Consider the following 23,905-nt stretch of genomic DNA (forward strand, 5'->3'; position numbering starts at 1 on the left):
GTCTTATCAAATCTTGATTAGAGCCCCCAATACGTAATCGTATCACTGATACCCAGTAGAATTAAAAATGCCCCGGATACTTTATAAACAATACGTCCCCATTGTCTGGCTTTTTTTAAGATCGTCCGATCCAAACCAAACCCGATCACAATCGCGAAAAATAATAGCAGCGGAAACGCTGTGCCCAAGGCAAAAACGGAAGGTAAGAGGATACCATAAGTCGACTGCACAGCCAGCGGCATCACCATGCCGAAAAACAGCAGAACCATCGTCGGACAGAATCCTAGTGAAAATGCCACCCCAAGCAAAAACGCACCGCTTTTCCTTCCAGCTCGTTCGCCCATATTTTTCACAGCGTCAGAAATTTTAAACCCGAAACCGCCGCGCAACTTTATGATTCCCAGAAAAAACAACCCCATAAAAATTAGCAAAGGGCCGACCAACTTGCGGGCATAAACAAAAACGGGAATCGAATCAATGGAGATGCTATTGCCAAATAGCCAAAACATCATCCCAAAAAGGGAAAAAACCATGATCTTCCCTAGCAAATAAAGAAGAAATTCGAGACCGGCCAACTTTTCTTGCATGTATTTATTGCCGAAATAAGTAATACTGCCTAGGTTTGCGGTCAATTGACAAGGCGCAACGGAGCCGGCAAATCCGAAAAATAATGCTGCCAAGAAGGCAATATTAGAAGTACGGGCAGTATGGGCAAAAGGAGCACTTAACCAAGAACTGATTTCGCTAAAAAAACTGTACATAGGACCTCATGATCTTCGAGTGTTTTGATCTAAATAAAATTATATAAGAAAAATGTGATCGTTTTGTGTGTATGAGTAAAACTGACGCGAATATAGATTAACTCGTGTAATCGATTTAAAAGCTAACTTGTGCATATAGGGAGTGTAAATTATTTTGTGTAAATGGGTTTTACCAAAACCACAGTAGCACAGGAAGGCTTTACATGGAGGGGCGGGCATGATAGGCTAAATTGCCATGGCGATACGAGTTTACGAGGTATCGCAAACCCATCTTGCGATCGGGCTGGGCGTTGAAGCCCTAAAGAAAGGACATAAGGTTAGTTTTATCACAATGGACGGTCTGATCCATCTGCTGAAGACAGAGGCGATCTCAAGAGCCTCCCAGTACAAAATGAGACATATCTACCGCTCAGATCTTGTAATCATAGACGAACTCATGTTTTTGGCGATGGATCGGCACGAAGCCAACCTGTTCTTCCAATCAACAAACTATATAATTAAACACCCATCATTCTGACCTCGAACAAAGGACCCGAAGACTGGGGAGACCTTCTCGGCGACCCGGCAATTACGACAGCTATTCTGGATCGCATACTACATAAAAGTGAGATCATTCATTTGCAAGGGGTTAGTTATCGGCTTAATCATCGGTAAACTATCTTCAGCTAAAAAGTGTTCAATCTGATTTATCGAAAAGTGTTCAAAGGGATTTGACGGTTACAATTTGTATCCAAGGTCATTATGAGGCCGTTGGTAAGAGACTAGAGGGGCTTTGGATTAGGATTGTTTGGCTGCGTCTTGGCAGATATGGACCAGCAGCAAGGGACAATATGTTAACCCTTGTCTCTTGCTTACTACTTTGAGTGTCGTTCCAATAAAAGTGTATATTATGGTTTACCATTTCGCATGACTATTCACTGAATGTAGAAATCGCAACACTTTGCACAACCGTTTGAAATGAACAAACCGCTAGACATGCACAGAAAGCGATACGCAAAAAATATTCTGAATGCGTAACTTATTTTATACTGCTTTCTCTAATACGATCAAATGTTTCCATTGTTTCTTTAGTTATTTTTAGTACCCAATTGATTTCCTCCTCACTCCTACTGGCTAGGTATGATTGTATTTGTTTAATTGTCTGAAACTTATCTCCACTAACAGGCTCAATATTCTGGTACTGAAACAGTTGTGTTGGATGAATCTCCAAAGCATTTGTAAGCCGATTCAAAGTGGCTAGGGAAGTGTTCCTTTTCCCGTTTTCTATCCCTGTTATGTAAGACGTTTTTATACCAGCTTTTTCAGCTAATTGTTCTTGAGTTAAGTTATTCATTTTTCGAATATAACGTATTTGTTGACCAACAGCAAATAATAAATCATTATCATCTTTGTTATAAGCTTTTGTCATTTAATAAACACCTCATAAACAAAGATAGAAGAGAGTTTGCAACATTTTAATCCCCATATATATATATTTTATTTACATTTATAATGTTTATGGGTTATTATTACTGTATTAATAACTCTCAATTAACTATATTTCCCAAACTTTACATTACAAATAAATGAGGTGTGTTAATTGATCCATTCTAAGATTATCAGGATTGCCAAAGTTGTCTTGGAAGATACACAGGGTGAAATGTTTTGGTTTAATTACGAAGGGCTCTACATGCTGACTGATAAACAATACGTAAAACTACGCGATAAAGAAGTAACCTACCTATTTCTTATTATCAATAATCAAGATCATCAATTATTGCGTGCTGTCTATGAGGAAGATGTTATAGTTGAATTAAAGGAACGGCATCCTCTACATTTGAATAAAATCTCCTTGTTTCCAAAAGAAGATTCCGTTTATAAGATGACAGCATATTACTATGATCTGATTAAATCGGATGAACGTTTTCAAACAAGCTTTCGTATTGCAGCAGATGACAAGCCACTAGATGTAATGTTTCATTTTTTAAAAACTGGGTACGACAACGTGCACTTCTTAGAAGAGAATTAACATGGTTGCAGAATATAATCACATGCTTCGAATTCCCAGTGTAATATTCATACCCTCTTATTTCATAGTGCATCCTTTACCGAAAGAATCTCGAAAGCTCTGTTCAATGATTTATTTACAGCAAATGCTGAAGTGGCAGCAGTTTGACTTAAATAGCAAACTTATTGAGGAAAAGGCACCTGCTTTCCTGAAATATGGCACCTTTTTATTTCCTGGAAGGTTAGTTCTCGAAGTTTTTGCCCAAAGACTTAATTGGGAGCAATTCCTTATGCTTCTCGGAATATACTGGATGGCGGATCAGCAAAATGAGCATATGTTCTCCATTGATTATCCCATAATCATTTCTTTGATGGAGAAGGAATTGGGACCCTGTAAGAAATTGATTAAAGAATTAAATCATTTAGGTTACTTTCAGCTAGAATGTAAACAAAAGGAGCATTTAATACGACTTCCACACTTGGTAGAGGAGTTTTTGGATTATGAACCAACAATTTAATATATTGCACCAGATGTTGATCAATCATGAAAATTCCATACAAATTATTTTGACTGTCCTCTTTTTCGGTTTTTCTGTTGGATTCATGATGGCCTTTGAATGGCTGAAAGCATTGGAAAGCGGGGTTCTAGGTATGTTGGTATTCGGTACGTTTCAATTGGGTTTAAAATTAGAAAAATAAACTAACCTAATCTTAGAACTATGGGAACAAAAGTGGATAATATCAATCGGTTAGATAAGTTTTCGCCAACTGCAAAAAGCATATACCTTTTCGGCGGAGAGGTTACAGATGAAACATCTTGGAGGGAAGGTACACGTTTTGAGTGTAAGCGTCTAATAAGTTAGTGTATAGAAACCTCCCTCAGTCTTTGAGACAATTCCCTTAATTGGAGTTTGTAGAGTTTTTCGACTTCGTTCGAAAAACTCCAAAGGGAGGTTTAGAGTTGAATACCAGGGAAGTTACTAACCAGTATCGATTAAACAAATGGACTGAGATTGTCCGAGAATGTCGCAGTAGTGGACAAACGATCTCTGCGTGGTGTGCTGATCATGACATTAATCCTAAAACTTATTATTATTGGTTGAGGCGCGTGCGCGCTGCCGCATGCGAAGCCCTCCCGTCACTTTATTCTCAAAACAACCCCATTGCCAATCCAATCGTACCCGTAAACATTCCAGTCTCTACAGTTGGTACTGATTTCGGTGATCAAGAAGTATTGTCAGATATCGTAATACGTTTTGGCGCTGTAACACTGGAGATTCGCAACAATGCATCAGCAACCTTGATCGAAAACACCTTGAGGGCATTGCAACATGTTCGGTGATATCTCAAAAGCGGAGAAAATCTATGTCGCCTGTGGGTATACCGACATGCGGAAGTCAATTGATGGACTTGCCGCCATCGTCCAGCAGAACTTTCAATTGAACCCTTTCCAGAACAGTCTGTTTCTCTTTTGTGGCCGGCAACGCAATCGAATGAAAGCCCTCTGTTGGGAAGGAGATGGACTTGTCCTCCTTTACAAGCGACTGGAAAACGGAAGTTTTCAATGGCCGATGAATGCCGAAGCCGTTCGCTCCATCACCTACCAGGAATTTCGTTGGCTTCTGGAAGGCCTGTCCATAGATCAACCTAAGGCCGTAAAAAAACTCCATATTACGGCCTGTCTTTAACAGTAAAAAATCCCGAAAATGCGCATTATTACTGGGTTTTTCGGCATTTTTATGCTATAATGGATACAGTAGAAAACGGTAAAGGAACTGTATTCATGAGCGCTGCGGAGCAGGTAAAAGTACTCGAAAAACGCATAGGCGAACTGGAACTGGAGAACAAACGGCTTCACGATACAGTTGAATATCTAACGCGCAAACTCTTCGGCAGAAGTACTGAGAAGACATCGTCCCTTTCTTTGGGGCAGATGTCTCTTTTTGATGAAGCAGAAATCGAAGCGGATCCGACGGCGCCAGAGCCTGACCTTAAGGAGATACAAGGGTACCGGCGAAAGAAATTTCAAGGTCAGCGGATGGAACTCTTGAAGGATATTCCTCACGACAAACGCCTTTGCACCCTTGATAAACAAGACTGCTTTTGCGAAGCATGCAGCACCGCACTTGTATCGGTTGGCGAAGAGTTCGTCCGAACTGAAATCGAGTTCATTCCTGCCAAAGTCAGAGCCATCGATTATTACCGTGAAATCTTTGAGTGCCGTACCTGTCGTAAGAACGGGAAACCCTACATGGAAAAGTCACCCCTGCCTTATCCGGTGATCCAGCACTCCATGGCTTCTCCTTCCACAGTGGCATGGGTCATGCATCAGAAATTCGTCAACGCCCTTCCCCTGTACCGTCAGGAAAAGGAGTGGCGGACACTGGGCGTAAACCTTAGCCGTGCGACCATGGCCAACTGGATTCAAGCTGCGTCCCGCGACTGGCTAGCTCCATTGGTGGGGCTAATGCATCAAAAACTCCTGCAGGATAAGTATATACATGCGGATGAAACCGTCGTTCAAGTCATGAATGAAGAAGGGCGGAAGAATACCACCGATTCCTATATGTGGGTATACAGCAGCGGCCAGCATGGCAAACACCCCATTCGAATCTTCGAGTACCAACCTGGCCGAAGTGGCAAATACCCTCAGAAATTCCTAAAGGGATTCAATGGGTACCTTCACTCGGATGCATACTCCGGGTACACAAAGATTCCGGGTGTCACAAGATGCCTCTGTTGGACACATCTTCGAAGGAAATTCGTAGATTCCCTTCCGAAAGATATACAGAGCCCGAAAGCCACCCTTCCAAGCCAAGGCATTACATTCTGTAACAAACTTTTCGAGATTGAAAAAAAGCTTGAAGACCTTTCGAGCGAACAACGTAAATCTGAGCGTCTGGAACGAGAAAGACCCGTTTTGGAGGCTTTTTGGGTATGGATCGATTCCACCAAAGGTAAGGTGCTGCCCAAATCCAAACTAGGTGAAGCCTTGACCTATGCCCTAAATCATAAGGGAGAGTTTATGAATTATCTTCAGGATGGCAACTGCTCCATATCCAACAACCTTGCCGAAAACAGTATTCGACCCTTTACAATTGGAAGGAAAAACTGGCTCTTTAGCGGAAGTCCGAAAGGAGCTTCGGCGAGTGCCGCCGTTTACAGCATCATCGAAAGTGCTAAGGCAAATGGTCTTAATCCGTTTAAATATCTTCAATTCATCTTCAGCCAATTGCCGGGGGTTCAGTTTGGACAGCATCCGGAGTTTCTTGAAGATTACCTTCCCTGGAGCCCAGAAGTCCAAGAAGCCTGCCAATAGAGCAAAGCTCTGTTCACTCGAGTTTTGCTCTTTTTTCTATCCACCGAGTTATTTGACGCTTACGTTAAATAAACTTCTGGTAAGAGTCATTAGCCGTTCCTGCGTTGTATAGTTAAACTCCATCGCCTATTTAACAATAGCTTCTTTTCCTTACTACACTAGGTTTATCAGGATCGGCCTAAGCTTTCAAATGAAAGGGGGCCATAATCCCGTGTCATCATCAAAAAAGCTACACTACACGTGAGGGAAACCAGCTTGAACAAAGACGCCGCGGGTAATTTTCCAATCACCACTGTCTCATTCTTTAACAATTAAGTAAAAACACGTATTCTCTTTTAATCAAAAGAAAGGATCATTTTGTACACCAGAGGCAAACCCTTCGGATTAGTTCTCAATTAGGAGAAAATATCTCCATATTGCTCCATTAATTTTTCCAAGTCTTTACCGTTAGTCTCATCTAATTGCTGGATGTTATCTGTTTGAATTGTGCTCATTTCCTCATCATTCTCATTAATGACATAAACTAGCTTCGTACTATGCAACGCTTTAAGCAGCTGCTTTTCATCCTTGAGATTTAATGCCTCAATATATACGTCCGTTTTTTCTTTCAATTGATCGAAAAGCTTGGACAATTCTTTATTTTTATTCCTATATTTTTCTTTTTGTTCTGTAAGCTTGCGAACTTGATCCTGAAGCTTCTTGATTTGGAATTCCGCGTCGATAGTTTGGTCATATAATTTCTTTTGATTTTCTTGAAGCTGGGTCAAATAAAATGTCAGCTGCTGCGCGTTGCCTAAATTGTTTTTTACAAACTCTTTGATATTTAAGGTGGTAAATAAGTTATTATTAGCGGTATACATAATATCGCTGCTTTTTAATGTTTGATTATACTCCTCTACCATCTTATTAATCTCTTCATTTCGGGCAAAGTGGTAATACCTAATGTTAGAGATCCCTAAGTCTTGGCTTGCATATGCAGCCAGGTTACTGAAAGTCAGCCGCATTACTTTATGTTTATTATCTTTAAAAAATTTATGAAGGATCTCTTTTAGTTCATTTGTATCAAAAATGGATGTTCGAGCCATCATTCAACTTCCTTACATGACATATTTACTTAATAATAGCGCATTTTGATTCGCGAGACTTTTAATCTTGTTAATGATTACACCATAATCTTCCGAAAAATTTTTCGATCTTTTGAATTGCTTGACTAATTCTTGTAACGCGTCGATTTCAGTCGCTAATTTCTCTTCATTACTGTTAATACGTTGCAAAATGCCTTGATTGTTAGTAGTAGATGAACGCCGGAAGAATCTACATATTGCACAGTCGTTATTATTTTTCAAACACTCCTCAAATCCTTCAGAAGGATTAATACATCTGCCGCCTGTTACTTCACGATACCTCACTTCTTGTTTTTCAATGGCTGTACGATAAGCATATTCGTGATTAAAGGAATTCATATGTATTATAGAAATCCCCATTTTCTCACGATTTTTTAACGCCATTCTTTTGGCCATGCTGTAGGTAAAACATTTCACAAAGCTGCCCACATGGTTGTAGTAATGGTAACTGCTATCAACGGATCCATGCCGGGCAATCTCCTTTATCATAATCGGTTCAATATCATTCAATACTAAATTAATAAACGCGTAATGCCTTGTGTCCATCGGACTGATGAGTTCTATTTGATAAGGCTGCAACTCGTTACCGTTATTTTTCGGTATCACCTGATAATTAAATTTATTTTGTAGCACATTAACATAAAACTGCTGAATAATCTTTCTGAGATGATATTCATTAAATTGCTCTAATATTTTTGTATTCTTGAAAGTAGATTTTTTATCTTCCAGACATTTAAAATAAGATCGATGAGATAACAGAAACTGCCTTTTTCCAATAATCTGATAATCACGGTCATAGAAATTTTCCATTGAATCATAATGGTCTACAATTGCCTTATAATTTTGTATTAAAAGATAAAGCTCCTCGTCAATTCTTATCTCGTGATCTTCATAGTCATCTTTAATTTTATGAGATACCGCAGGCACGTTTCCCTTCAATAAGGTTCTTTTTAAAGTCAGAAAATACATATCATCATCTTTCCTTGTACAATCATAAGGCGTTAGACAGAATTCAGTAGTTCGTAAAGGAATTTTTGTAGTTATTTCCCACCAAATTTTTAATGGATAATACTTTTCTTTTTCATCCTGGTCGCATATATCCCAATACCAGTCTATTGCTTCACCCAAGCGAAAAATACTTTGGAAATCCTCCAGCTTTCTTTGGCGGTCAAACCTATTTTCTTCAGCTGATATGCAATAAGACTCATAATGATAATTTATGATTTCGATACATGTTTCATCTACGTTTAGATTATAAAAATCCAGGAATTCTAATACATTATAGTAATATCTAACGTAAGGTTGATTCTCGCTATTCATGAGTGATTGAAGTTGTGTTAAATTGATGTAGTGCGTTTTCTCTAATATATTTTTAATCGCTATTTGAATTAAATATATGGTTTCCATTGCTGAAGAACCGAGCTTGTATAGAACAAACGTCTTCAGAGAATTCACTAAATCAATATATAGACCAATATCCCGATTCTTTGATTCCTGGGAGAATACAATTTCATTAAGCCCAAAATCCATTTTTCTAATTCTCTTCTCGTTGCTCACTTCCCAGACTAAATCATCGAAATGTTCATTGAGTATGATATTTTTTGACTTATACTCATTAAAGAGTAAATAGACTTCGTTAAAATCAATTTCTGTGAATTCTTTAACTTGAACACTTGAAATATTTGCTCCGTCAAGCTTTTTCTCGATTATTAGCATGACTTCACCTCTGAAATTGCAATCGATTATTAGTCCCTAATTTTAAAATTTTATTTTTAATTTCAACTAAGTTTATAAAAGCAGATACCCTTTCTCGACCAAAGAGATTCACCGCCTCCTGAAGAATGGGTAAATATGCATTCAGCAATGCATATGAAAATCTCTGTCTATCGAACTCAAACACGGCTGTTTCAATGTTTGTTAGAACTTGAGATATTAGCTCCCTAAACTGTAAAAGAAAGTACATCTCGGGAATCAAATATTCGCATCCAACACAATCCGTCCTAGTTGGATAAATGCATTTCGACCTATCAACAGACTTTAATAAGCATTGTGAATGCTCCATTTTAGAGGGTGCTTCACCTAATGATATTTTCCTTAGCATTTCCATCATTGCTTCTTTTGGAGTCACCAATAGTTCTTTAATCACAGCAGCTACTCTTGATTGATTATCAACAACACCTTTAACCAACCACTCAAGCATATACGGTTTGATCGGCAACAATTCTGAAATTTGCTCATTTTGTTCCAGCATATCTTTTTTTACAAATAGTTCCCCGCCGATTAATTTCAACATGAGATACGGAAGAAAACCAAATGTCCCTCGTTCGCAAAGAGCGAAGGTTATCCGATCAACATCATTGCTTTTATTGATATGTTCCAAGTAGACTTGGGTTGTACTCGCAATACCTCTTTTATCGGGTTTATGGCTTCGAATAATTGAGGCAAGATAGTAACCCATTCCCCATCCCTGATCTTGACTTGTGGTTTGCACAATATTTAGGTAGGTTTTCACTGCTCTGCTGTTCATAAAATGACCTTCACCGAAAATTTCACGATATGGTTCACCAAAAAAATTTATATGTGAGTTTTTCCGTCCGGCTCTTTCCGTAAGCAAAGTCTTCTTTTTTTCAATTCTCCGATGAGCCTCACATAAAGCTATGAGCATTCCTATGACTGGCACATAGCTGTCTTCAACTACCACCTTCAATGGCTGATTACTTTTTCTCTTTGTTTTTTGAGGTTTTCTTTGGAAGGCCTTAACAATCCTCATCATTTCATTAATGATTAATTGAGCCATTTCTTTTGAGAATTTCCCTTCTCTAATGCTCTGTATTAGCTCATATTCATTCATGCTCAGCACAGTTTCTAATGATAAGGACGGCAATGCAAGAAGATCACTGTGCCTCCAACCGACAACATAATGCAACGAGCAATAGAGCCAGGTCATAGCGTAGCCTCTTACGTTTAGCGCTTTTTCCAGATAAATAGGGTAATGCTCATGATGTATATTAAAAACAAGAAATCCAAAATCTAGCCACTGTTCAATCGAGTAAGGCTGGACTTCCTCTTCATTGGTACCTTTATGAATTTTGAACTGATTTGTATATCGCGTACTTAAAGTACGGTTACAAAAATTAAGAAAGCGTGACATTTCATCTTTAGCAGTATTCGTATCCACCGTGTCCAAGAGGTTCATCAATTCATTATTATCATAATCAAATATTTCTTTTTTTAGAGTTCCAAAGGTTTCTGTGTAAATGGATACTAAAGCATTTACCAACACAATTCCGTTAGTTACTGCATTAAATCTTTCGACCACGAAATCTTCGTAAGCCTCAATCGTTCTGGGGACATGACTATGTTTAATATTTTGGATAAGGAATTTATATTTTTTGTATGGGCTGCTTGTTTTAAGAGTTAATTCATTTTCAAAATGTTTTTTTATCTTTGGTACATCTTTCTGGAAAATGATATTCGCATGTCCAAAGGGATGTTTTCTTGGAGGAATATACTCAACTCCCAATTTTTCTAAGACTCTGATGATTTTTTTATCCGACCAGTCTCCATGATCTGTTTTCAAATTTAATTGTTCAACTAGCTCATTTAGCGTAATCGTCTCTTTTTCCAGCTTATATATGTAGTCCACTTTGGATTTCTCTAAATATAATAACTTACCAACTCTGATTGCATTAACAAATTTGGCAATGGTATCAACCCTTCTGCCAAACATTTGCGCAACTTCTTTGTTGGTATAATATTCTTCCGGGTTATTCACTCTATCCCAGAGTTCATAGAATTGCAAAAATTTGTTTTCATCAGAACACTTTATGTAAATATCATCGAATTTTTCATTAGTAAACCAATCCACATTTTGATATTCAGCAACGTATATTGTATGCCGCGCAACATCCTGAAAGCTGGAGAAGCCTTTAGCATGATATTTGTTTATATAACAATCTCGTAAAAAATCAAAATTCAAATAACCATTTACATCACTAATAAATTTTATCTCTGCACCGGGTTTAATCCATTGTTTAATCGAGTCATACTTTCTTCTTCTGTAATTTTGATCAATGTAATCAAATAAACCCCTAAGATCAGATCTGAGAATTCTTCTTATATCCCATGAATCAATAGGATTCACAAATTTGGGAATAGGGTATCTATCAATGAAGTTTCTCAGAGTATTAAGGGTGATATCCGAAAACCTGTCATCTTGCTGAGCCAGTTTGAATAATTCTTTTATCCCGTAGGTTTGTTCCAAAAGATTTGATATAGCGTCAATTTCTTCATACGGGAATAATTTTCTCGTTTTCGAACCAAACGGAATTAATATAGGATGTAAAATTTGTTTTTCGACAGCTGCCTCAACAGTTTTGAAAGTAATCTTTAATTTGGCGCATACTTCATCGATGGAGTAATAATTTTCATACATACCTTCACCTATTACCTCTTCTTAGAGTTCAATAAGTTTTAAACTTTAGCTCTAGTGAGAATACAACCAAATCCACTACTCTAAATTAAATGGTTACAAATTTTTACTGTAAGGGCTGATTATGATAATTTCAAAAGTTATATTCTCAAATGAAACAATTTCCTTTTCATACCAGCCACTATACGTCTTGGGCACATTACTAGGTTTGATAGAAATAGCATGTAGCCCTTCCTGTCGCCTGCTTGCTGCTAAGCTAATTTCGTCCGTTGATTGTATTGAATCAACAGAGATCCTTTCGCATTTTGCAGAGACTCCTGCCACATGAGTTTGTCCAACAATTAGAATGCCATCATCAATAATCGAATTTACTCCTAGCTTGTTCGCTAAAACCTGAACCTTGTGACTTTTGCCCGTCCCGCTTTTACCATATAATCCATAGATCTTCATAAAGTTATTTACCTTTCAAAATCTATTTTTTAACCCGGACAAACAATCAATTGACAGGTAAACTTCAATTGATCCGCGATAATACATTCTACTCCGTGGTATTATCTTTATTTCCGATTTTGACTTTGTTTTCTCTCATTATGGAGGACTAGCTTAGAGCTAGTCTATCTCAATACTAACTGGATGGGAATTGTACTTTGATCTTAATAGCATACGATATATAAGAAGCGCTCTCCTTAGCCCATCCATTTTGCCTTTCAAATAGGCATTATCCGGAACATCATTAAGCTCTTTTTCGAGACAAATAATCTCCTTTTCTAGCTGTATTATAAAATCGTCCGAAATTCCAGAATCAGCTTTCTTCATACACTTCTTCCTTCCGAACTTATTTTACGTTATAACTAACAATTACCTTATCTACTAAGATCTTCATAAACCTTCTTTTGAATAAAAGAAATTTTATCGTCAATTAACGGATGGTGGGATAGATATATAATTGCCGTTTCTAACGAGCTATCTCCTCTCCAATAAGCAATCTCGACTGGACTTCGCGTTTGCTCTAACTCTGATATAAACTGTGTGAAAAAATGCCTCAGCACATGCGTATTCATTCTGCCGCTCATCAATAAATTGGCTTCACTAAGTGACAAGAAGTCGCCGTTATTTAGTAATCTCTCAATCAATAATTTAACTAACCTTGTAAATTTATTTTCATAATCTTGAGATGTCATCGCTTCACCATAGCGGTTAAGAAATAAAGCTCCAAACGGATTTTTTACATGTTCAATTAACTTCAAATGCTGGTTGTAAATTTCCTGAAACATGGATAGGAAGACAGGATGTACTGGTTGTATTCTTCGTTTCTTGATTCCACCTGTAATTATGCCATCTGTACGCAATTGAGTGACTTCCTTCAGGTTAATACTAAACCAACCGATATCCAGTCCGTACATACTGTATTGAATTTTGTCTTGTGAAACATTACATACTTCTCCTCGTCTTAAACCCGCAAATGCCTGTAAACATAACGCTAATTTGAGCTGTGGATAATGAATGTCACAAAGAGTAAGAAGCTCTGAGAAAACAAAGCTGGAAATTGACTTTATTCGTTCCGGTGGTGATGCAGTTATGCTAGAATAATCAACTTGAAACAGGGTGTTATATATATCCTGTTCTCGTTTGAATTTCTGTTTCACATTGCCATACTGCTTGGAATAGGATACCTTCACATGAACATCCTCTTTTTGCACAAATTCCATGTCCTTACATTCCTTCAATAAAAACCGATAAAATTTATTAAGCACCTGCTCTACTTTTTCAACCGTTTGCCGAGTCTTTTGGTCGTTCCCAATTCTTCCATCCTTTAAATCCCTAAGATACTCATTCCCATGCTTTATATCTAAGTCCGTTATTTTTCGAATACGGTAAACCTTATACTTTTCAAAAAACACATAGTTCAGAAAAGATACGATAACTTTGGCGTGATAATCCAATGTCTCAATCCTTGTTTTACCTAACCCTTCAAAGTAAAAATATCGAGTATATCCACTTACTTTAAACTTCTTATTTTTGGTGTTTTCCACAGTAATAAACATATAATTTTTTACATTTCCACGTTCATCTATAATCGTTAGCTTGCGTTTACCGAACCTAATGCTTTTAATCTTTTCCGTCCAATCTCTGTGAATAGAAAAGGGAACTACATTATCCACCAGTAATCCTCCGTCTAAGACCAAGTCTCCCGCGCTTTCGCTTGGGCTACACCCTCACCCTTTAATTAAGCATTATGAATCCATTTCGTTTAAGTGACTTAATCATTATGTATAATAAATTATAAGTTCTACGTTTATTCGTATATTCCTCTTAGAAATATAAACAAAATAAAAAACAGTCCTCGATACTATATAAATATAGCATCGAGGACTGTTTTTTATTGTTTGTTTTCGTTTAACTAATTTCGTCTTTATACATAGGGTTATATTGTGAATGAACACCGCGATCATGCCGATGACAAACCAGTTCCAGCCCTTGACCTTCCACACAAGCCTGGCTATCACCGCAAGCAGGGCCGCAAAAACCGGCACCAGAAAGACAGAATGGGTTAATCCCCTATGCCACATCTGATAACGCCCCGCCGTATCCCACCATGCCGAGATCACATCAATATCGGGAATTTGCGAGCCCGTTACGGTTGTGAACAGGAGCGCCTGCTTCTCCCTGCGGGTCATGCGCGTTTTATCTACGGCACCATAAAGCGTTAAACCAAACAGCGTATGTGTAATCGTATCCATCCAATCGTCTCTCTCCCCCCTCTTGATATGACAGTAGCAACTACTTACTTTAGTATAGCTTATGCACAGTTGCCGAGACAAATGGGAGCGCTTCTATCATCCAAGTACACGGTAACCGGCTGAAATCCCCATAAGCACAAAAAAACACCGCCCAGCTTAGAGCTGAACGGCGAATTTGTCTTCACTGCAGTGCGCCTGAATCGTGAAGGTAAAGGCGGTCCCCTGACCCCATTCCGATGTTACGCTTATTGTTCCGCCCATCAATTCCACCAGCTTTTTGCTGATCGAAAGTCCCAAGCCCGTGCCGCCATGCTTTCTTGGGCCGGAATCCAATTGATAAAAAGGCTGAAACAGCTCATCGATATGCGCTTCGTGTATACCTACTCCGGTGTCTTTCACTGTAAACTCAAGCTGTAATTGCTTTTCCCTGCGGTATACCTGACGAATCGATATTTCAATTCCCCCCTGTTCCGTAAATTTGACGGCATTGCCGATCAAATTGATCAATACCTGCTTGAGCCGCCCTTCATCGCCGATCAGCACAGCCGGCACCATCGGGTCAACCTGCAAAGCAAGATTCAATCCTCGCTGCCTTACGTCGGGCATAAATAAACGCAGCGTATCGTTTAAGCAATCCATCAGATGAAAAAATTCTGATTTGAGCGACATTTTTCCCGATTCAATTTTGGAGAAATCGAGCACATCGTTAATGACGGACAGCAAATCTTTGCCGCTTTTATTAATAATTTTCACATATTCTTTCTGTTCCTCGTCCAGTTCCGTTTCTATAAGTATATCGCTCATTCCGATCACACCGTTCAGCGGCGTCCGGACCTCGTGGCTCATCACCGCCAAAAATTCGCTTTTGATTTTAGCGGCCTGCTCGGCTTCCTTCTTGGCATGCAGCAGCTGCTGTTCCGTTCTTTTCTGCTCCGTGATGTCCTTTGAAATCGTATAAATATCCACGATCTTCTCCTCTTCAAACATAGGTACGATCGTCGTGCTCAAATGTATAGGATATCCGGACTTGTGCTTTATCGTACATTCGACCGTTTGAGGCGTTCCCAACACCGCTTTCGCAAAGCAGTAACGGATTTTTATACTGTCTCTTCTGCTGAGGAAGCTGGTAAAAGGGCGGCTCAAGAACATCTCACGATCATAACCGGTAATCAGCTCTGCAGCCGGATTGGTTCTCAGGAGCCGTCCGTTGATATCAAACAGACACACCATATCGGGATTGCGTTCAAAAATAAAGTCATACCTTTTTTTGTTCACATCGGCAAGACGCATAGCAAATTGTTTTTCCATATACTGGATCACGGCGATTAACAGCAAAAAAAGGAGGGCGGCAGCTCCGACCCAGGAGGCAAGCAGCAATTCTCCTCCCTCTCCGGATCTGGCGGCCCCCGTGATCAGATGGTTATGTGCTTTGAAATCGGCCGCCATCATACCCGTGTAATGCATACCGGCAATAGCTATTCCGAGCATAAGCGCCGAACCGACCTTGGTCCACCGGGTAAACTTGTGCCCTTTTCTTCGGTAAACCGACAAATACAAGGCCACGAAAGAAGTGCAAAAGGCAATCAAGATAGACAGACCTACCAGATAAGGATCAAACGTTATGGACCCGGGCATTCTTATTGCCGCCATCCCGGTGTAATGCATGCCTACAATGGAGAGCCCTATGAATAAGCCGCCGAAAAACACATGGTATCCGGACACCGAACGGCTCAAAATCACCGATATCGCAGCCCAAGCAGCAAGCATCGGCAGCACCATGGAAAAAACAAGAAATAGGATATCATATTCAATATCGATGGGCAGCTGAAAAGCAAGCATGCCGACAAAATGCATCGACCAGATCCCCAATCCCATGACAACCGACCCAAACCATATCCACAGCACTTTTGCGCGTCCGTTAAGAGTTAAGACCCGTTCGCAAAGAGAAATCGCGCAATAAGACGAGACCAAAGAAATAATGATCGACAAACTAACGAGAGGGAAGCTATAGGTTCCATGCAATTGTTCCAATGCGCCCACCTCGACTCCCACTTTAATGTTAGTCATATCTAACACCGGTTTATATATTCCTGCATTATACAGCTGATTTGTCTGGTCACTTCATCATCACGTTACCGAACGGAAGCACTTCCTTCAGCAGCCTGCGCAAAAAAGAATCGCCCTGCAGCGGATCGGTCATCCCGCGTTCAGGTTTCGCCGGCTGGAGCAGTATTTTGCCTCTTCCGGTAATCTCCCAATGGTAATTCATCCGCTGGCTGGCAAGCGGATTACCGTATACGCACAGCTGCAGCCTGGCGTCTTCCGGGAAAGCCACAAGACAGCCGGTATCCACATATACAGGCTTCTCCTGATCGATTGTCAATTCACACAACGGACCGCACGACAGCAGCCCGATGGTGCCTCCGCCGGAAAACTTCATCCGGATCCAATCCCGGGTGATCAGCGCCTGTTTGATTTTCTGAAGCCGGCTTTGCAGCTGCATGCCTTGACTATATATGAGAACATGCTTAATATCGAACAGCAGATTGCTTTCTTCCTGCAGCTCCAGAGCTTTGAAACTGTAACCCGCAGGCACGCCGAGCACAAAACGGGCGGGTCCGGACAGACGCGATTCGATCCATTTTTTCTTGCTGTACATGCCCGACAGGCTCAGCAGACGGTCTTCACGGCTTAGCGAAGGACCTTGGAACGCAATGATCTGACGCGGATGAAGCACACATACGGACTCGCCGTCTTCCAGCTCAACAGCCGCAGCTTGTCCTTGCGTGCTCATACCTTCCACGTGAATCTTCATCCCGCACCTCCCGGCTAGCCGTTCCGGTTACGACGCCAAACGGCAACCCGAACCAATCGCGTGAGCACAAAATAAAGCAGCACCAGCCCTGCCGCCGTCATTGCTGTAGCGGCGACCTGCCGCGTTCGTTGTTCCCGAGCGCGCTCTGCCGCTTCCCAACGTCCGATCAACTCCTCCAGACGTTCATTGCGGGAACGAAGCTGCTCATTCTCCTGACGGAAACGTTCCTCGGTTTCTTCATAACGCCGTGCCGCTTCCTCGGACTGCTTCATTGTCTCTTCCAACTGGGCACGGTTGTGCTCCAGCGCTTGCTTTGTATCGTTATATTGCTCCTGCAATTGACTTAACTGCTCCGGCATTCCATAAATATCTTTGATCCGGTCCACAACCCCGGCTTGTACGGTAGAGACAGGCAGCATGAACAGCAGCAACAATCCTGAAATTCCTATTCCTAAATAAACAGTTTTTAGGAGGATCAGCAGCTTTCCGCTTATCATGGATTGTCCCTCCTTTTTAATACATAAAACGGTATTCATTTAATAGTTTACATGTTTTTCCGACAAAAAGAAACAATAGATTCCTAGACAAAAGAGTTTTCCATTCTAAAAAAGGGGGAGAAAAACCGTGCTCTCCATTCGGAAAACACGGTCTGCAGCCGTATTTTTCATTGTTGGCATAACCATCAAAGGAAACGCAGCTTAGACAAAAATGCGACAGCAGATCCTAAAAGCCTGACCCAACCAATCATGGACAGCCACAGCGGAATACTGAGCATGACTCCGACAAGCAAACCCACCGATAATCTTTCCTCCATGGCTTCCTGCCTCCTCCACTTCGGCACCGCTTACATTTTACTTTTATTATATGATGAAAGGATAAGATTTTACATATTTTTTCTGAATTTTCATAAAATTTACAGGGTAAAAGTACAATTTGGCAGATAGGACACTATTTTTCCGCTTTTTGGAGTAAAATAAGTAAAAAGAGCTTTGGATATGCGTTAAGGAGTTGGAAGTCATGATATTCGTCAGCCCGACATGGGGTACCGTTTCTATTGAGACCATGGTAGCACAGCTGCATGCTTACGTTAAGGAAGACCCGGACGCAAATTACAAGCTGGTTATCGGCACCGATTCACATACAACAAAGCGTTCGACCACCCTGGTTACCGCACTGATCATACACCGGTTAGGCAAGGGAGCCCGGTTCTTCTACCGTAAGCTGAACAGCCGGCCGCTTCACGATCTGCGTTCACGTATTTATCGGGAAACCGAGCTTAGCCTGGAGCTGGTAGAGCATCTGAATAAGAACGGCATGAGCGACCTTCTGCTCGCGTGGCCTCTGGAGATTCACATCGACATCGGTCAAAAGGGAGAGACCAAAGTACTGATCCAGGAAATATGCGGCTGGGTCACCTCTGTTGGCTACGAGGCGCGAATTAAGCCGTTATCCTTCGGTGCGAGCTCGGTGGCCGACCGGTTTGCGGAATGAGTCGAATGGTATAAACATAAAAATCGTTGGTTCAGAAAAAGCATGGCGCCGGGCGCTTGATATTCGGTCGAAGAATCGCTATAACTGACTATAGGTTTTATTTTTTCCAACCCTCTGAAGGAGCTTCTTCATGACCAAAAAATTATTCGCCGCGCTGCTGTTCACAGTCGTTTTAATCAGCGCATTCGACACCTGGGGCCCCAAGGTGACAGAAAGCTACAGCGACCAAGTCGCGGTTCTGATGTATCACCATGTACACGATACGGATCAAAGCTCAAGCACCGTGTCCAGCACGCTTTTCCGCGACCAATTAAGCTATCTTCAATCCAAGGGGTATCACTTCATCTCTTTAAGCCAGTTTGAAAAGTTTCATGAGGGAGCCCCGGTTCCCGACAAAGCGGTGCTGGTGACGTTCGACGACGGGTACCGGAGCTTTTACGACTTCGCTTACCCTGTACTTAAAGAGCTTGATATCCCGGCAGTTAATTTCGTGATCACCACGGATTTGGACGAGCCCGACGCTCCCATGATTCCAACGCTCTCGAGGGAGCAAATTCGGGAAATGCTGAGCTATCGTAAGGATATGCTCGACTTTCAATGCCATACTGACAATCTTCATTATAAAAAGGACAACCAGGCCGCTCTAACCAGCAGATTCGGTAATGAGACCGAGGAACAGTACAATGAACGCGTACGAAACGACAGCAAGGCTTGCGTTCAGAAGCTGAGCGAGCTGTATGGCGGCAGCCGTACGGTAGACGCTTATGCATACCCGTTCGGAATCTTCTCCAAGGCGGCACAACAGTGGATTAGCGAAGCCGGAATCCGCTATGCCTTTACGATCGTGAACGAAATGGCGACCCGTACCAGCCACCCGCTGGAAATTCCGAGAATCAATGCGGGCAATCCGAAGATTAAGCCCGAGCTTCTCGACAAGCAGATCATGCTGCGGGTTGAGCGGGTCGAGCACCTGTCTAAGTAGGAAATGACGGGAGAACGCAATAAGCTATAGTCCAAGTGCGCGACGATGAATCAAAAAGGTCGAGTAAGAGAGCCGGTACAGCCCTCTTCTCGACCTTTTTTCTGTGAAATTTCATTCAAAATGATGAATTAATAAAAGCATCGCACTTGCAATTGGCGTAACCACCATGCCATATCGCAAGATAATTCGTGGAAGTCTTTTGGTCAGCTTTGCGCCGAGGTACGAACCGATGATCGTGCCAAGCGCAACCTTCAAAAATAAGGCTGAATCGAAGAATCCATTTTGTATAAATCCTAGAGAAGCCGCTAATGAAATAGGTATTAAAACTAACATTGTTGTACCAGCGGCGGCAAACATGGGATAGCAAAGCCATTTTAAGAGCGAAAGCTGAATAAAAGGAGCTGCCCCTATTCCAAATGTACCCGAAATCATGCCATTCCCCAAACCAATGATTGACGACCTTAATGGATACGATTTCACCTCTTCCATTGAACTATTTTTTAAATTCAGCCTTGTTTTTAACCATATCATGAAACCCGATAGAGCCAATGCCGCCACCGTGAAATACATTAAACCTTCAGGATCAATGATTTTGGTAATCCGTGTACCCATATATGAGCCAATGGAACCGAATAAACCAATAAAAAGACCTTGTTTCAAGATCAAATTCCCTTCCCGAAAATGGCTCCAGCTCCCTGTCAGAACACTAAAAAACATCACAGCAGCTGCAGTTCCTAAAGCATGGTGAATAGGAATGTCAAAGAAGGTTACCAGCACTGCAATGATAAAACCCGATCCCCCTGCTTCAGCCCTTGATTTCATTCGTTTCTCCTGAAAAACCGGTATCGATCCGCACTTTGTAACCGCTCTCTGTCGTTTGCCAACTTGCTTTTCTCAATCCGTCTTGCATGCGGCGGGTTGGAGCATTGTTATATGGACATTAACCATTTCCATTTTGGGTGACGGGATTCCTTTTCATTTTGCTTTAATCAGCTCGATTTTTTCAGTATACACAAAAAAACCGCGATACCCGCTGCGGGTTCACGGTTAATTATCTTACCTGAATACTCCAAGCCATTTCATCCCGGAGACTCATGCCAATCAACGGTTATCTACCTTTTCCGGGTATAGGTCATGGTTCAATAAGCGGTGCTCCGCCATTTGCTCATACTTCGTGCCCGGCCGGCCGTAATTGCAATAAGGGTCGATAGATATTCCGCCGCGAGGTGTGAACTTGCCCCAAACCTCGATATATTTGGGATCCATCAGCTTGATCAGGTCGTTCATAATGATGTTCATGCAGTCCTCGTGGAAGTCGCCGTGATTGCGGAAGCTGAACAAATACAGCTTGAGCGATTTGCTTTCCACCATCTTCTGATCCGGAATATAACTGATATAGATGGTCGCGAAATCCGGCTGTCCTGTAATCGGACAAAGGCTCGTGAATTCGGGACAATTAAATTTAACAAAGTAATCGCGGTACGGATGCTTGTTATCGAATGATTCGAGCATCTCCGGCGAATAGTTCATAGGGTATCGGGTTTGCTGGTTGCCGAGCAGTGTCAGCTCCAGCTCGTCCTCTTTTCTTCCTGCCATAGGGATACGGCTCCTTTCATGCTTGCTAATCAATTATTATAACGGATATGCGGAAAGAAAGTAAGCGGAGCTTCAGAAAGCAAAGTTTGAGCTTTCTTATTCTTTGGAATCGGCAGCCGCCGGGTCGTTATCCCAAAACCGCTTCGAGCTTATGAATTCCTTCATATGCATCCGGGAAGGGCTGCCCAGTCTGGCCTGCATGGCCTGCGTCCAATCCGTATCTCTTTTGCCGCCGGTTCTGTCCAGCATATATTGCTTCATTGTGGCATCGTAAGCTTGTATATGCGCTTTGTATTCCTCTGCCGAATAAACATCTTCATGCAAAACCGCCTCATAAGGCAGCCTCGGTCTGATCGAAGGGGATTGGTCCGGATAGCCGAGACACATCCCATACATCGGGATCACATATTCCGGCAGCTGCAGCAAAGCGGAGACCGCCTTGATATCGTTGCGGATTCCTCCGATGTAGACGGCTCCAAGGCCCATGGATTCCGCGGCAACGACGGCATTCTGTGCGGCCAAGGCCGTATCCGTTACAGCGACAACCAGATTTTCCGTAGTGCCGATATACCCTTCTCCCTCATCAAACCCGCCAGCGGTTTTAAGCCGGTATAAATCTGCGCACCAAACCAAAAAAACGGGACATTCCTCGACGTAGGCTTGATTACCCGCAAGTGCAGCCAGCCGGCTTTTTTTATCGCGGTCGGAAACATGAATCACGCTAAACGCCTGCATATTGCTGGATGTGGATGCCATTTGAGCCGCACGGACAATCGCGACCAACTGCTCCTTGGAAACTGGCTCCTGTTTAAATTTGCGGATGGACCGGTGATTCATCAGCATAGTAATGGTTTCATTCATAAACAGCTCACTCCTTTGTTACAATCGTTCTATGGTGCGATGACGGACGCGTTGCATGCAAGGTTGTTAACCGCGTGCAGCAGCGATCAAAAGATCTGTAATTTCAAAGGATATCATACCTTTTCGTTACAGCAATATCCTACATTCCCACTTTACGATACTGAATAGCATACCGCAAATTTTTAAGTTGGCATTTGAAGAACAGCAGCGATACAATGGACATTAGTGCATGGAATAGGAGTCCATCATATCGGACTAGGGTATGTTGTATATTTTCATGAATAACGAGGAGGAGTACTATGGAGCAACAAAACTACAGCAATCATCGCAAAATAGATCCGCTTTATCATTACGTTTTGTCCCTGCTGACCTTGCTTGTCCTGATCGCCTCTATCGTCGGTCTGGTCCGTGCGGCATCCTCCGGGGAGGATACAGGAGCATCTTTGCTGGCCTTGGGGACCGCCGCCATTCTGATCGTACTGTTCCTCAGGATCAGAACATACGCCTTGAAAGCGCAGGACCGCGCTATTCGGGCCGAAGAGCAGCTCCGCCACTATATTTTGACCGGAAAGCCTTTGGACTCGAGGCTGTCTGTTGAGCAGATCGTTGCCCTCCGCTTCGCGGGCGATGAAGAATATCCGGAGCTGTGCCGTAAAGCGGCAGAAAAAGGAATGAAGCCCGACGAAATTAAAAAGACCGTCCGTGATTGGCGTGCAGATTACGATCGTTTATAGCTCCCATAAGCGGTCTTTCCCGCGATGATGCAACTTCTCATGGCTTTTTATCGTCCAACAACGTAGAACTTGCCATTCAACCATCGAAGATAAGCGAATTGGAGAAAGGATTTGTTTCTAGTGAATTTACGTCTTACCGCTGCAGCGGCCCTGCTGCTGACTTGCATTGCTCTTACCTCAACAGGCTGTGGAAATCCTTCTTCGGCCGAGCAGGGAGGAAACAACGGTGCTCCCGCCGCCCAGACCCCGGTCGACAAGCAGGCGGATTCATCCGTTGCGACACCTTCCCAACCGACAACCCAACCGCCGGCAAGCCAAGGAGAACCTTCGGGCTCCAATAGCTCAACGAAGGAGCAAACGAAACCGCCGGCCGCCCCTCCCTCCGGTTCAGCTGATCAAAACTCTGCAATCCGGGTCGCTGCCAATCCTGAAGACGTTGAGGTTCTCGTGAATAAAACGAACAAGCTGCCTGAAGATTATAATCCGCAGGATCTGGTCGAGCCGGACGTTCCTTTCATTTTTAAGGAAAAGTCCGAGAAGCGCATGCTCCGCAAAGAAGCCGCCTCGGCTCTTGAGGACTTATTCGACGCCGCCCGGAAGGACGGCCTTCCGCTGGCAGGGGTTTCGGGCTATCGTTCCCATGCCACACAAAGGTCTCTATATAATAACTACGTCAAGCGTGATGGAGAAGCGGCTGCTAGTATGTACAGTGCCAAGCCGGGACACAGCGAGCACGAGACCGGACTGGCGATCGATGTCACCGGAAGCAACGGCAAATGTCCTGCGCAGGACTGCTTTGGAGATACGAAGGAAGCCAAATGGCTGGCCGAGCATGCATCGGATTTCGGTTTTATCATTCGCTATCCGAAAGGTAAAGAATCGGTTACCGGCTATCAGTATGAGCCGTGGCACCTGCGATATGTCGGGAAGAATGCCGCCCAAGAGATCGCCAAACAGGGCATCACGCTGGAGGAGTACGCCAATGGCGCGATCCAGGCGTCCAAACCGAAATAAGCTTCGGCAGCCCTGCAAACCATTACAAAGAAGCCCCGCTCTCCTACAT

The 23,905-nt window shown here is 42.3% G+C and carries 25 protein-coding genes and 2 pseudogenes; 11 read left to right on the forward strand and 16 right to left on the reverse strand.

Annotated features, from left to right (window positions below; genetic code table 11):
• Window positions 1-17 precede the first annotated feature (17 nt).
• A complete protein-coding gene (locus ACZYR9_RS21900) occupies window positions 18-761 on the reverse strand; it encodes an urease accessory protein UreH domain-containing protein (RefSeq protein ID WP_488980570.1) in 744 nt (247 codons plus the stop codon).
• A 256-nt stretch (window positions 762-1,017) separates the two neighbouring features.
• Here ACZYR9_RS21900 and ACZYR9_RS21905 point away from each other — a divergent pair.
• A pseudogene (locus ACZYR9_RS21905) lies at window positions 1,018-1,415 on the forward strand (ATP-binding protein); the annotation flags it as partial.
• Between the two features lie 364 nt (window positions 1,416-1,779).
• Here ACZYR9_RS21905 and ACZYR9_RS21910 read toward each other — a convergent pair.
• Entirely contained in the window at window positions 1,780-2,169 is a 390-nt protein-coding gene (locus tag ACZYR9_RS21910; protein ID WP_141336104.1) for a helix-turn-helix domain-containing protein, read from the reverse strand.
• A 171-nt stretch (window positions 2,170-2,340) separates the two neighbouring features.
• On the opposite strand from ACZYR9_RS21910, the gene ACZYR9_RS21915 reads away from it, so the two are divergent.
• From ACZYR9_RS21915 to tnpC, 6 genes are all read left to right on the forward strand, one after another.
• Complete coding sequence (locus tag ACZYR9_RS21915) at window positions 2,341-2,769, forward strand: hypothetical protein (RefSeq protein ID WP_141336105.1); 429 nt, start codon at window positions 2,341-2,343, stop codon at window positions 2,767-2,769.
• Between the two features lies 1 nt (window position 2,770).
• Window positions 2,771-3,265 carry a hypothetical protein gene (locus ACZYR9_RS21920; protein WP_181410216.1) on the forward strand — a complete coding sequence of 165 codons (495 nt, stop codon included), beginning with the start codon at window positions 2,771-2,773 and terminating at the stop codon, window positions 3,263-3,265.
• Window positions 3,249-3,446, forward strand: a complete 198-nt coding sequence (locus tag ACZYR9_RS21925; RefSeq protein ID WP_141336107.1) for a hypothetical protein — start codon at window positions 3,249-3,251, stop codon at window positions 3,444-3,446. Before ACZYR9_RS21920 ends, ACZYR9_RS21925 begins: the two co-directional genes overlap by 17 nt.
• Before the next feature lie 262 nt (window positions 3,447-3,708).
• The gene (gene tnpA, locus ACZYR9_RS21930; protein WP_155615813.1) at window positions 3,709-4,089 is read left to right on the forward strand and encodes an IS66 family insertion sequence element accessory protein TnpA; all 381 of its coding nucleotides are present in this window, start codon (window positions 3,709-3,711) and stop codon (window positions 4,087-4,089) included.
• A complete protein-coding gene (gene tnpB / locus ACZYR9_RS21935; RefSeq protein ID WP_488980571.1) occupies window positions 4,079-4,435 on the forward strand; it encodes an IS66 family insertion sequence element accessory protein TnpB in 357 nt (118 codons plus the stop codon). Before tnpA ends, tnpB begins: the two co-directional genes overlap by 11 nt.
• Before the next feature lie 95 nt (window positions 4,436-4,530).
• A complete protein-coding gene (tnpC, locus tag ACZYR9_RS21940) occupies window positions 4,531-6,066 on the forward strand; it encodes an IS66 family transposase (RefSeq protein WP_488980572.1) in 1,536 nt (511 codons plus the stop codon).
• 395 nt (window positions 6,067-6,461) lie between these two features.
• Here the strand turns inward: tnpC and ACZYR9_RS21945 are convergent, their stop codons facing one another.
• The 11 genes and pseudogenes from ACZYR9_RS21945 to ACZYR9_RS21995 form a co-directional block, all read right to left on the reverse strand.
• Complete coding sequence (locus ACZYR9_RS21945; RefSeq protein ID WP_181410131.1) at window positions 6,462-7,151, reverse strand: hypothetical protein; 690 nt, start codon at window positions 7,149-7,151, stop codon at window positions 6,462-6,464.
• A gap of 12 nt (window positions 7,152-7,163) precedes the next feature.
• Window positions 7,164-8,906: a hypothetical protein gene (locus ACZYR9_RS21950; RefSeq protein ID WP_488980573.1), complete on the reverse strand. Its 1,743-nt coding sequence runs from the start codon at window positions 8,904-8,906 to the stop codon at window positions 7,164-7,166.
• Window positions 8,907-8,910: 4 nt separating this feature from the next.
• A complete protein-coding gene (locus ACZYR9_RS21955; RefSeq protein ID WP_488980574.1) occupies window positions 8,911-11,625 on the reverse strand; it encodes a hypothetical protein in 2,715 nt (904 codons plus the stop codon).
• Window positions 11,626-11,718: 93 nt separating this feature from the next.
• On the reverse strand, window positions 11,719-12,072 hold the full coding sequence (locus ACZYR9_RS21960) for a P-loop NTPase family protein (protein ID WP_488980575.1): 354 nt from the start codon (window positions 12,070-12,072) through the stop codon (window positions 11,719-11,721).
• 159 nt (window positions 12,073-12,231) lie between these two features.
• Complete coding sequence (locus tag ACZYR9_RS21965; RefSeq protein ID WP_141335246.1) at window positions 12,232-12,438, reverse strand: hypothetical protein; 207 nt, start codon at window positions 12,436-12,438, stop codon at window positions 12,232-12,234.
• Window positions 12,439-12,485: 47 nt separating this feature from the next.
• A complete protein-coding gene (locus ACZYR9_RS21970) occupies window positions 12,486-13,784 on the reverse strand; it encodes a hypothetical protein (RefSeq protein ID WP_488980576.1) in 1,299 nt (432 codons plus the stop codon).
• A 267-nt stretch (window positions 13,785-14,051) separates the two neighbouring features.
• Window positions 14,052-14,363, reverse strand: a pseudogene (locus ACZYR9_RS21975) (metal-dependent hydrolase); the annotation flags it as partial.
• 156 nt (window positions 14,364-14,519) lie between these two features.
• A complete protein-coding gene (locus ACZYR9_RS21980) occupies window positions 14,520-16,430 on the reverse strand; it encodes an MHYT domain-containing protein (protein ID WP_488980577.1) in 1,911 nt (636 codons plus the stop codon).
• Between the two features lie 49 nt (window positions 16,431-16,479).
• Entirely contained in the window at window positions 16,480-17,178 is a 699-nt protein-coding gene (locus ACZYR9_RS21985) for an AIM24 family protein (protein WP_488980578.1), read from the reverse strand.
• A 14-nt stretch (window positions 17,179-17,192) separates the two neighbouring features.
• Window positions 17,193-17,675 (reverse strand): hypothetical protein, encoded by a 483-nt coding sequence (locus tag ACZYR9_RS21990; RefSeq protein WP_488980579.1) that lies wholly within the window; start codon window positions 17,673-17,675, stop codon window positions 17,193-17,195.
• A 185-nt stretch (window positions 17,676-17,860) separates the two neighbouring features.
• Window positions 17,861-17,992, reverse strand: a complete 132-nt coding sequence (locus tag ACZYR9_RS21995) for a hypothetical protein (protein WP_488980580.1) — start codon at window positions 17,990-17,992, stop codon at window positions 17,861-17,863.
• 203 nt (window positions 17,993-18,195) lie between these two features.
• Here ACZYR9_RS21995 and ACZYR9_RS22000 point away from each other — a divergent pair, with 203 nt between their 5' ends.
• Both ACZYR9_RS22000 and ACZYR9_RS22005 read left to right on the forward strand, forming a co-directional pair.
• A complete protein-coding gene (locus ACZYR9_RS22000; protein WP_488980581.1) occupies window positions 18,196-18,669 on the forward strand; it encodes a ribonuclease H-like YkuK family protein in 474 nt (157 codons plus the stop codon).
• A gap of 130 nt (window positions 18,670-18,799) precedes the next feature.
• Window positions 18,800-19,651 (forward strand): polysaccharide deacetylase family protein, encoded by an 852-nt coding sequence (locus ACZYR9_RS22005; RefSeq protein ID WP_488980582.1) that lies wholly within the window; start codon window positions 18,800-18,802, stop codon window positions 19,649-19,651.
• A 111-nt stretch (window positions 19,652-19,762) separates the two neighbouring features.
• Here the strand turns inward: ACZYR9_RS22005 and ACZYR9_RS22010 are convergent, their stop codons facing one another.
• The 3 genes from ACZYR9_RS22010 to nfsA form a co-directional block, all read right to left on the reverse strand.
• The gene (locus tag ACZYR9_RS22010; protein ID WP_488980583.1) at window positions 19,763-20,473 is read right to left on the reverse strand and encodes a sulfite exporter TauE/SafE family protein; all 711 of its coding nucleotides are present in this window, start codon (window positions 20,471-20,473) and stop codon (window positions 19,763-19,765) included.
• A gap of 279 nt (window positions 20,474-20,752) precedes the next feature.
• Complete coding sequence (queF, locus tag ACZYR9_RS22015) at window positions 20,753-21,247, reverse strand: preQ(1) synthase (protein ID WP_488980584.1); 495 nt, start codon at window positions 21,245-21,247, stop codon at window positions 20,753-20,755.
• A gap of 96 nt (window positions 21,248-21,343) precedes the next feature.
• Window positions 21,344-22,108: an oxygen-insensitive NADPH nitroreductase gene (nfsA, locus tag ACZYR9_RS22020; RefSeq protein WP_488980585.1), complete on the reverse strand. Its 765-nt coding sequence runs from the start codon at window positions 22,106-22,108 to the stop codon at window positions 21,344-21,346.
• 299 nt (window positions 22,109-22,407) lie between these two features.
• Here nfsA and ACZYR9_RS22025 point away from each other — a divergent pair, with 299 nt between their 5' ends.
• Both ACZYR9_RS22025 and ACZYR9_RS22030 read left to right on the forward strand, forming a co-directional pair.
• Window positions 22,408-22,842: a DUF6526 family protein gene (locus tag ACZYR9_RS22025; RefSeq protein ID WP_488980586.1), complete on the forward strand. Its 435-nt coding sequence runs from the start codon at window positions 22,408-22,410 to the stop codon at window positions 22,840-22,842.
• A gap of 120 nt (window positions 22,843-22,962) precedes the next feature.
• Window positions 22,963-23,856: a M15 family metallopeptidase gene (locus ACZYR9_RS22030; RefSeq protein ID WP_488980587.1), complete on the forward strand. Its 894-nt coding sequence runs from the start codon at window positions 22,963-22,965 to the stop codon at window positions 23,854-23,856.
• The last annotated feature ends 49 nt before the right edge of the window (window positions 23,857-23,905 follow it).

Source organism: Paenibacillus sp. F024 (genome assembly GCF_057814255.1).

Coding starts and splice junctions, on each gene's coding strand:
- ACZYR9_RS21900 (WP_488980570.1), bottom strand. CDS start 761: ATGTACAGTTTTTTTAGCGAAATCAGTTCTTGGTTAAGTGCTCCTTTT.
- ACZYR9_RS21910 (WP_141336104.1), bottom strand. CDS start 2,169: ATGACAAAAGCTTATAACAAAGATGATAATGATTTATTATTTGCTGTT.
- ACZYR9_RS21920 (WP_181410216.1), top strand. CDS start 2,771: ATGGTTGCAGAATATAATCACATGCTTCGAATTCCCAGTGTAATATTC.
- ACZYR9_RS21925 (WP_141336107.1), top strand. CDS start 3,249: ATGAACCAACAATTTAATATATTGCACCAGATGTTGATCAATCATGAA.
- tnpB (WP_488980571.1), top strand. CDS start 4,079: ATGTTCGGTGATATCTCAAAAGCGGAGAAAATCTATGTCGCCTGTGGG.
- tnpC (WP_488980572.1), top strand. CDS start 4,531: ATGAGCGCTGCGGAGCAGGTAAAAGTACTCGAAAAACGCATAGGCGAA.
- ACZYR9_RS21945 (WP_181410131.1), bottom strand. CDS start 7,151: ATGGCTCGAACATCCATTTTTGATACAAATGAACTAAAAGAGATCCTT.
- ACZYR9_RS21950 (WP_488980573.1), bottom strand. CDS start 8,906: ATGCTAATAATCGAGAAAAAGCTTGACGGAGCAAATATTTCAAGTGTT.
- ACZYR9_RS21955 (WP_488980574.1), bottom strand. CDS start 11,625: ATGTATGAAAATTATTACTCCATCGATGAAGTATGCGCCAAATTAAAG.
- ACZYR9_RS21960 (WP_488980575.1), bottom strand. CDS start 12,072: ATGAAGATCTATGGATTATATGGTAAAAGCGGGACGGGCAAAAGTCAC.
- ACZYR9_RS21965 (WP_141335246.1), bottom strand. CDS start 12,438: ATGAAGAAAGCTGATTCTGGAATTTCGGACGATTTTATAATACAGCTA.
- ACZYR9_RS21980 (WP_488980577.1), bottom strand. CDS start 16,430: ATGACTAACATTAAAGTGGGAGTCGAGGTGGGCGCATTGGAACAATTG.
- ACZYR9_RS21985 (WP_488980578.1), bottom strand. CDS start 17,178: ATGAAGATTCACGTGGAAGGTATGAGCACGCAAGGACAAGCTGCGGCT.
- ACZYR9_RS21990 (WP_488980579.1), bottom strand. CDS start 17,675: ATGATAAGCGGAAAGCTGCTGATCCTCCTAAAAACTGTTTATTTAGGA.
- ACZYR9_RS21995 (WP_488980580.1), bottom strand. CDS start 17,992: ATGGAGGAAAGATTATCGGTGGGTTTGCTTGTCGGAGTCATGCTCAGT.
- ACZYR9_RS22000 (WP_488980581.1), top strand. CDS start 18,196: ATGATATTCGTCAGCCCGACATGGGGTACCGTTTCTATTGAGACCATG.
- ACZYR9_RS22005 (WP_488980582.1), top strand. CDS start 18,800: ATGACCAAAAAATTATTCGCCGCGCTGCTGTTCACAGTCGTTTTAATC.
- ACZYR9_RS22010 (WP_488980583.1), bottom strand. CDS start 20,473: ATGAAATCAAGGGCTGAAGCAGGGGGATCGGGTTTTATCATTGCAGTG.
- queF (WP_488980584.1), bottom strand. CDS start 21,247: ATGGCAGGAAGAAAAGAGGACGAGCTGGAGCTGACACTGCTCGGCAAC.
- nfsA (WP_488980585.1), bottom strand. CDS start 22,108: ATGAATGAAACCATTACTATGCTGATGAATCACCGGTCCATCCGCAAA.
- ACZYR9_RS22025 (WP_488980586.1), top strand. CDS start 22,408: ATGGAGCAACAAAACTACAGCAATCATCGCAAAATAGATCCGCTTTAT.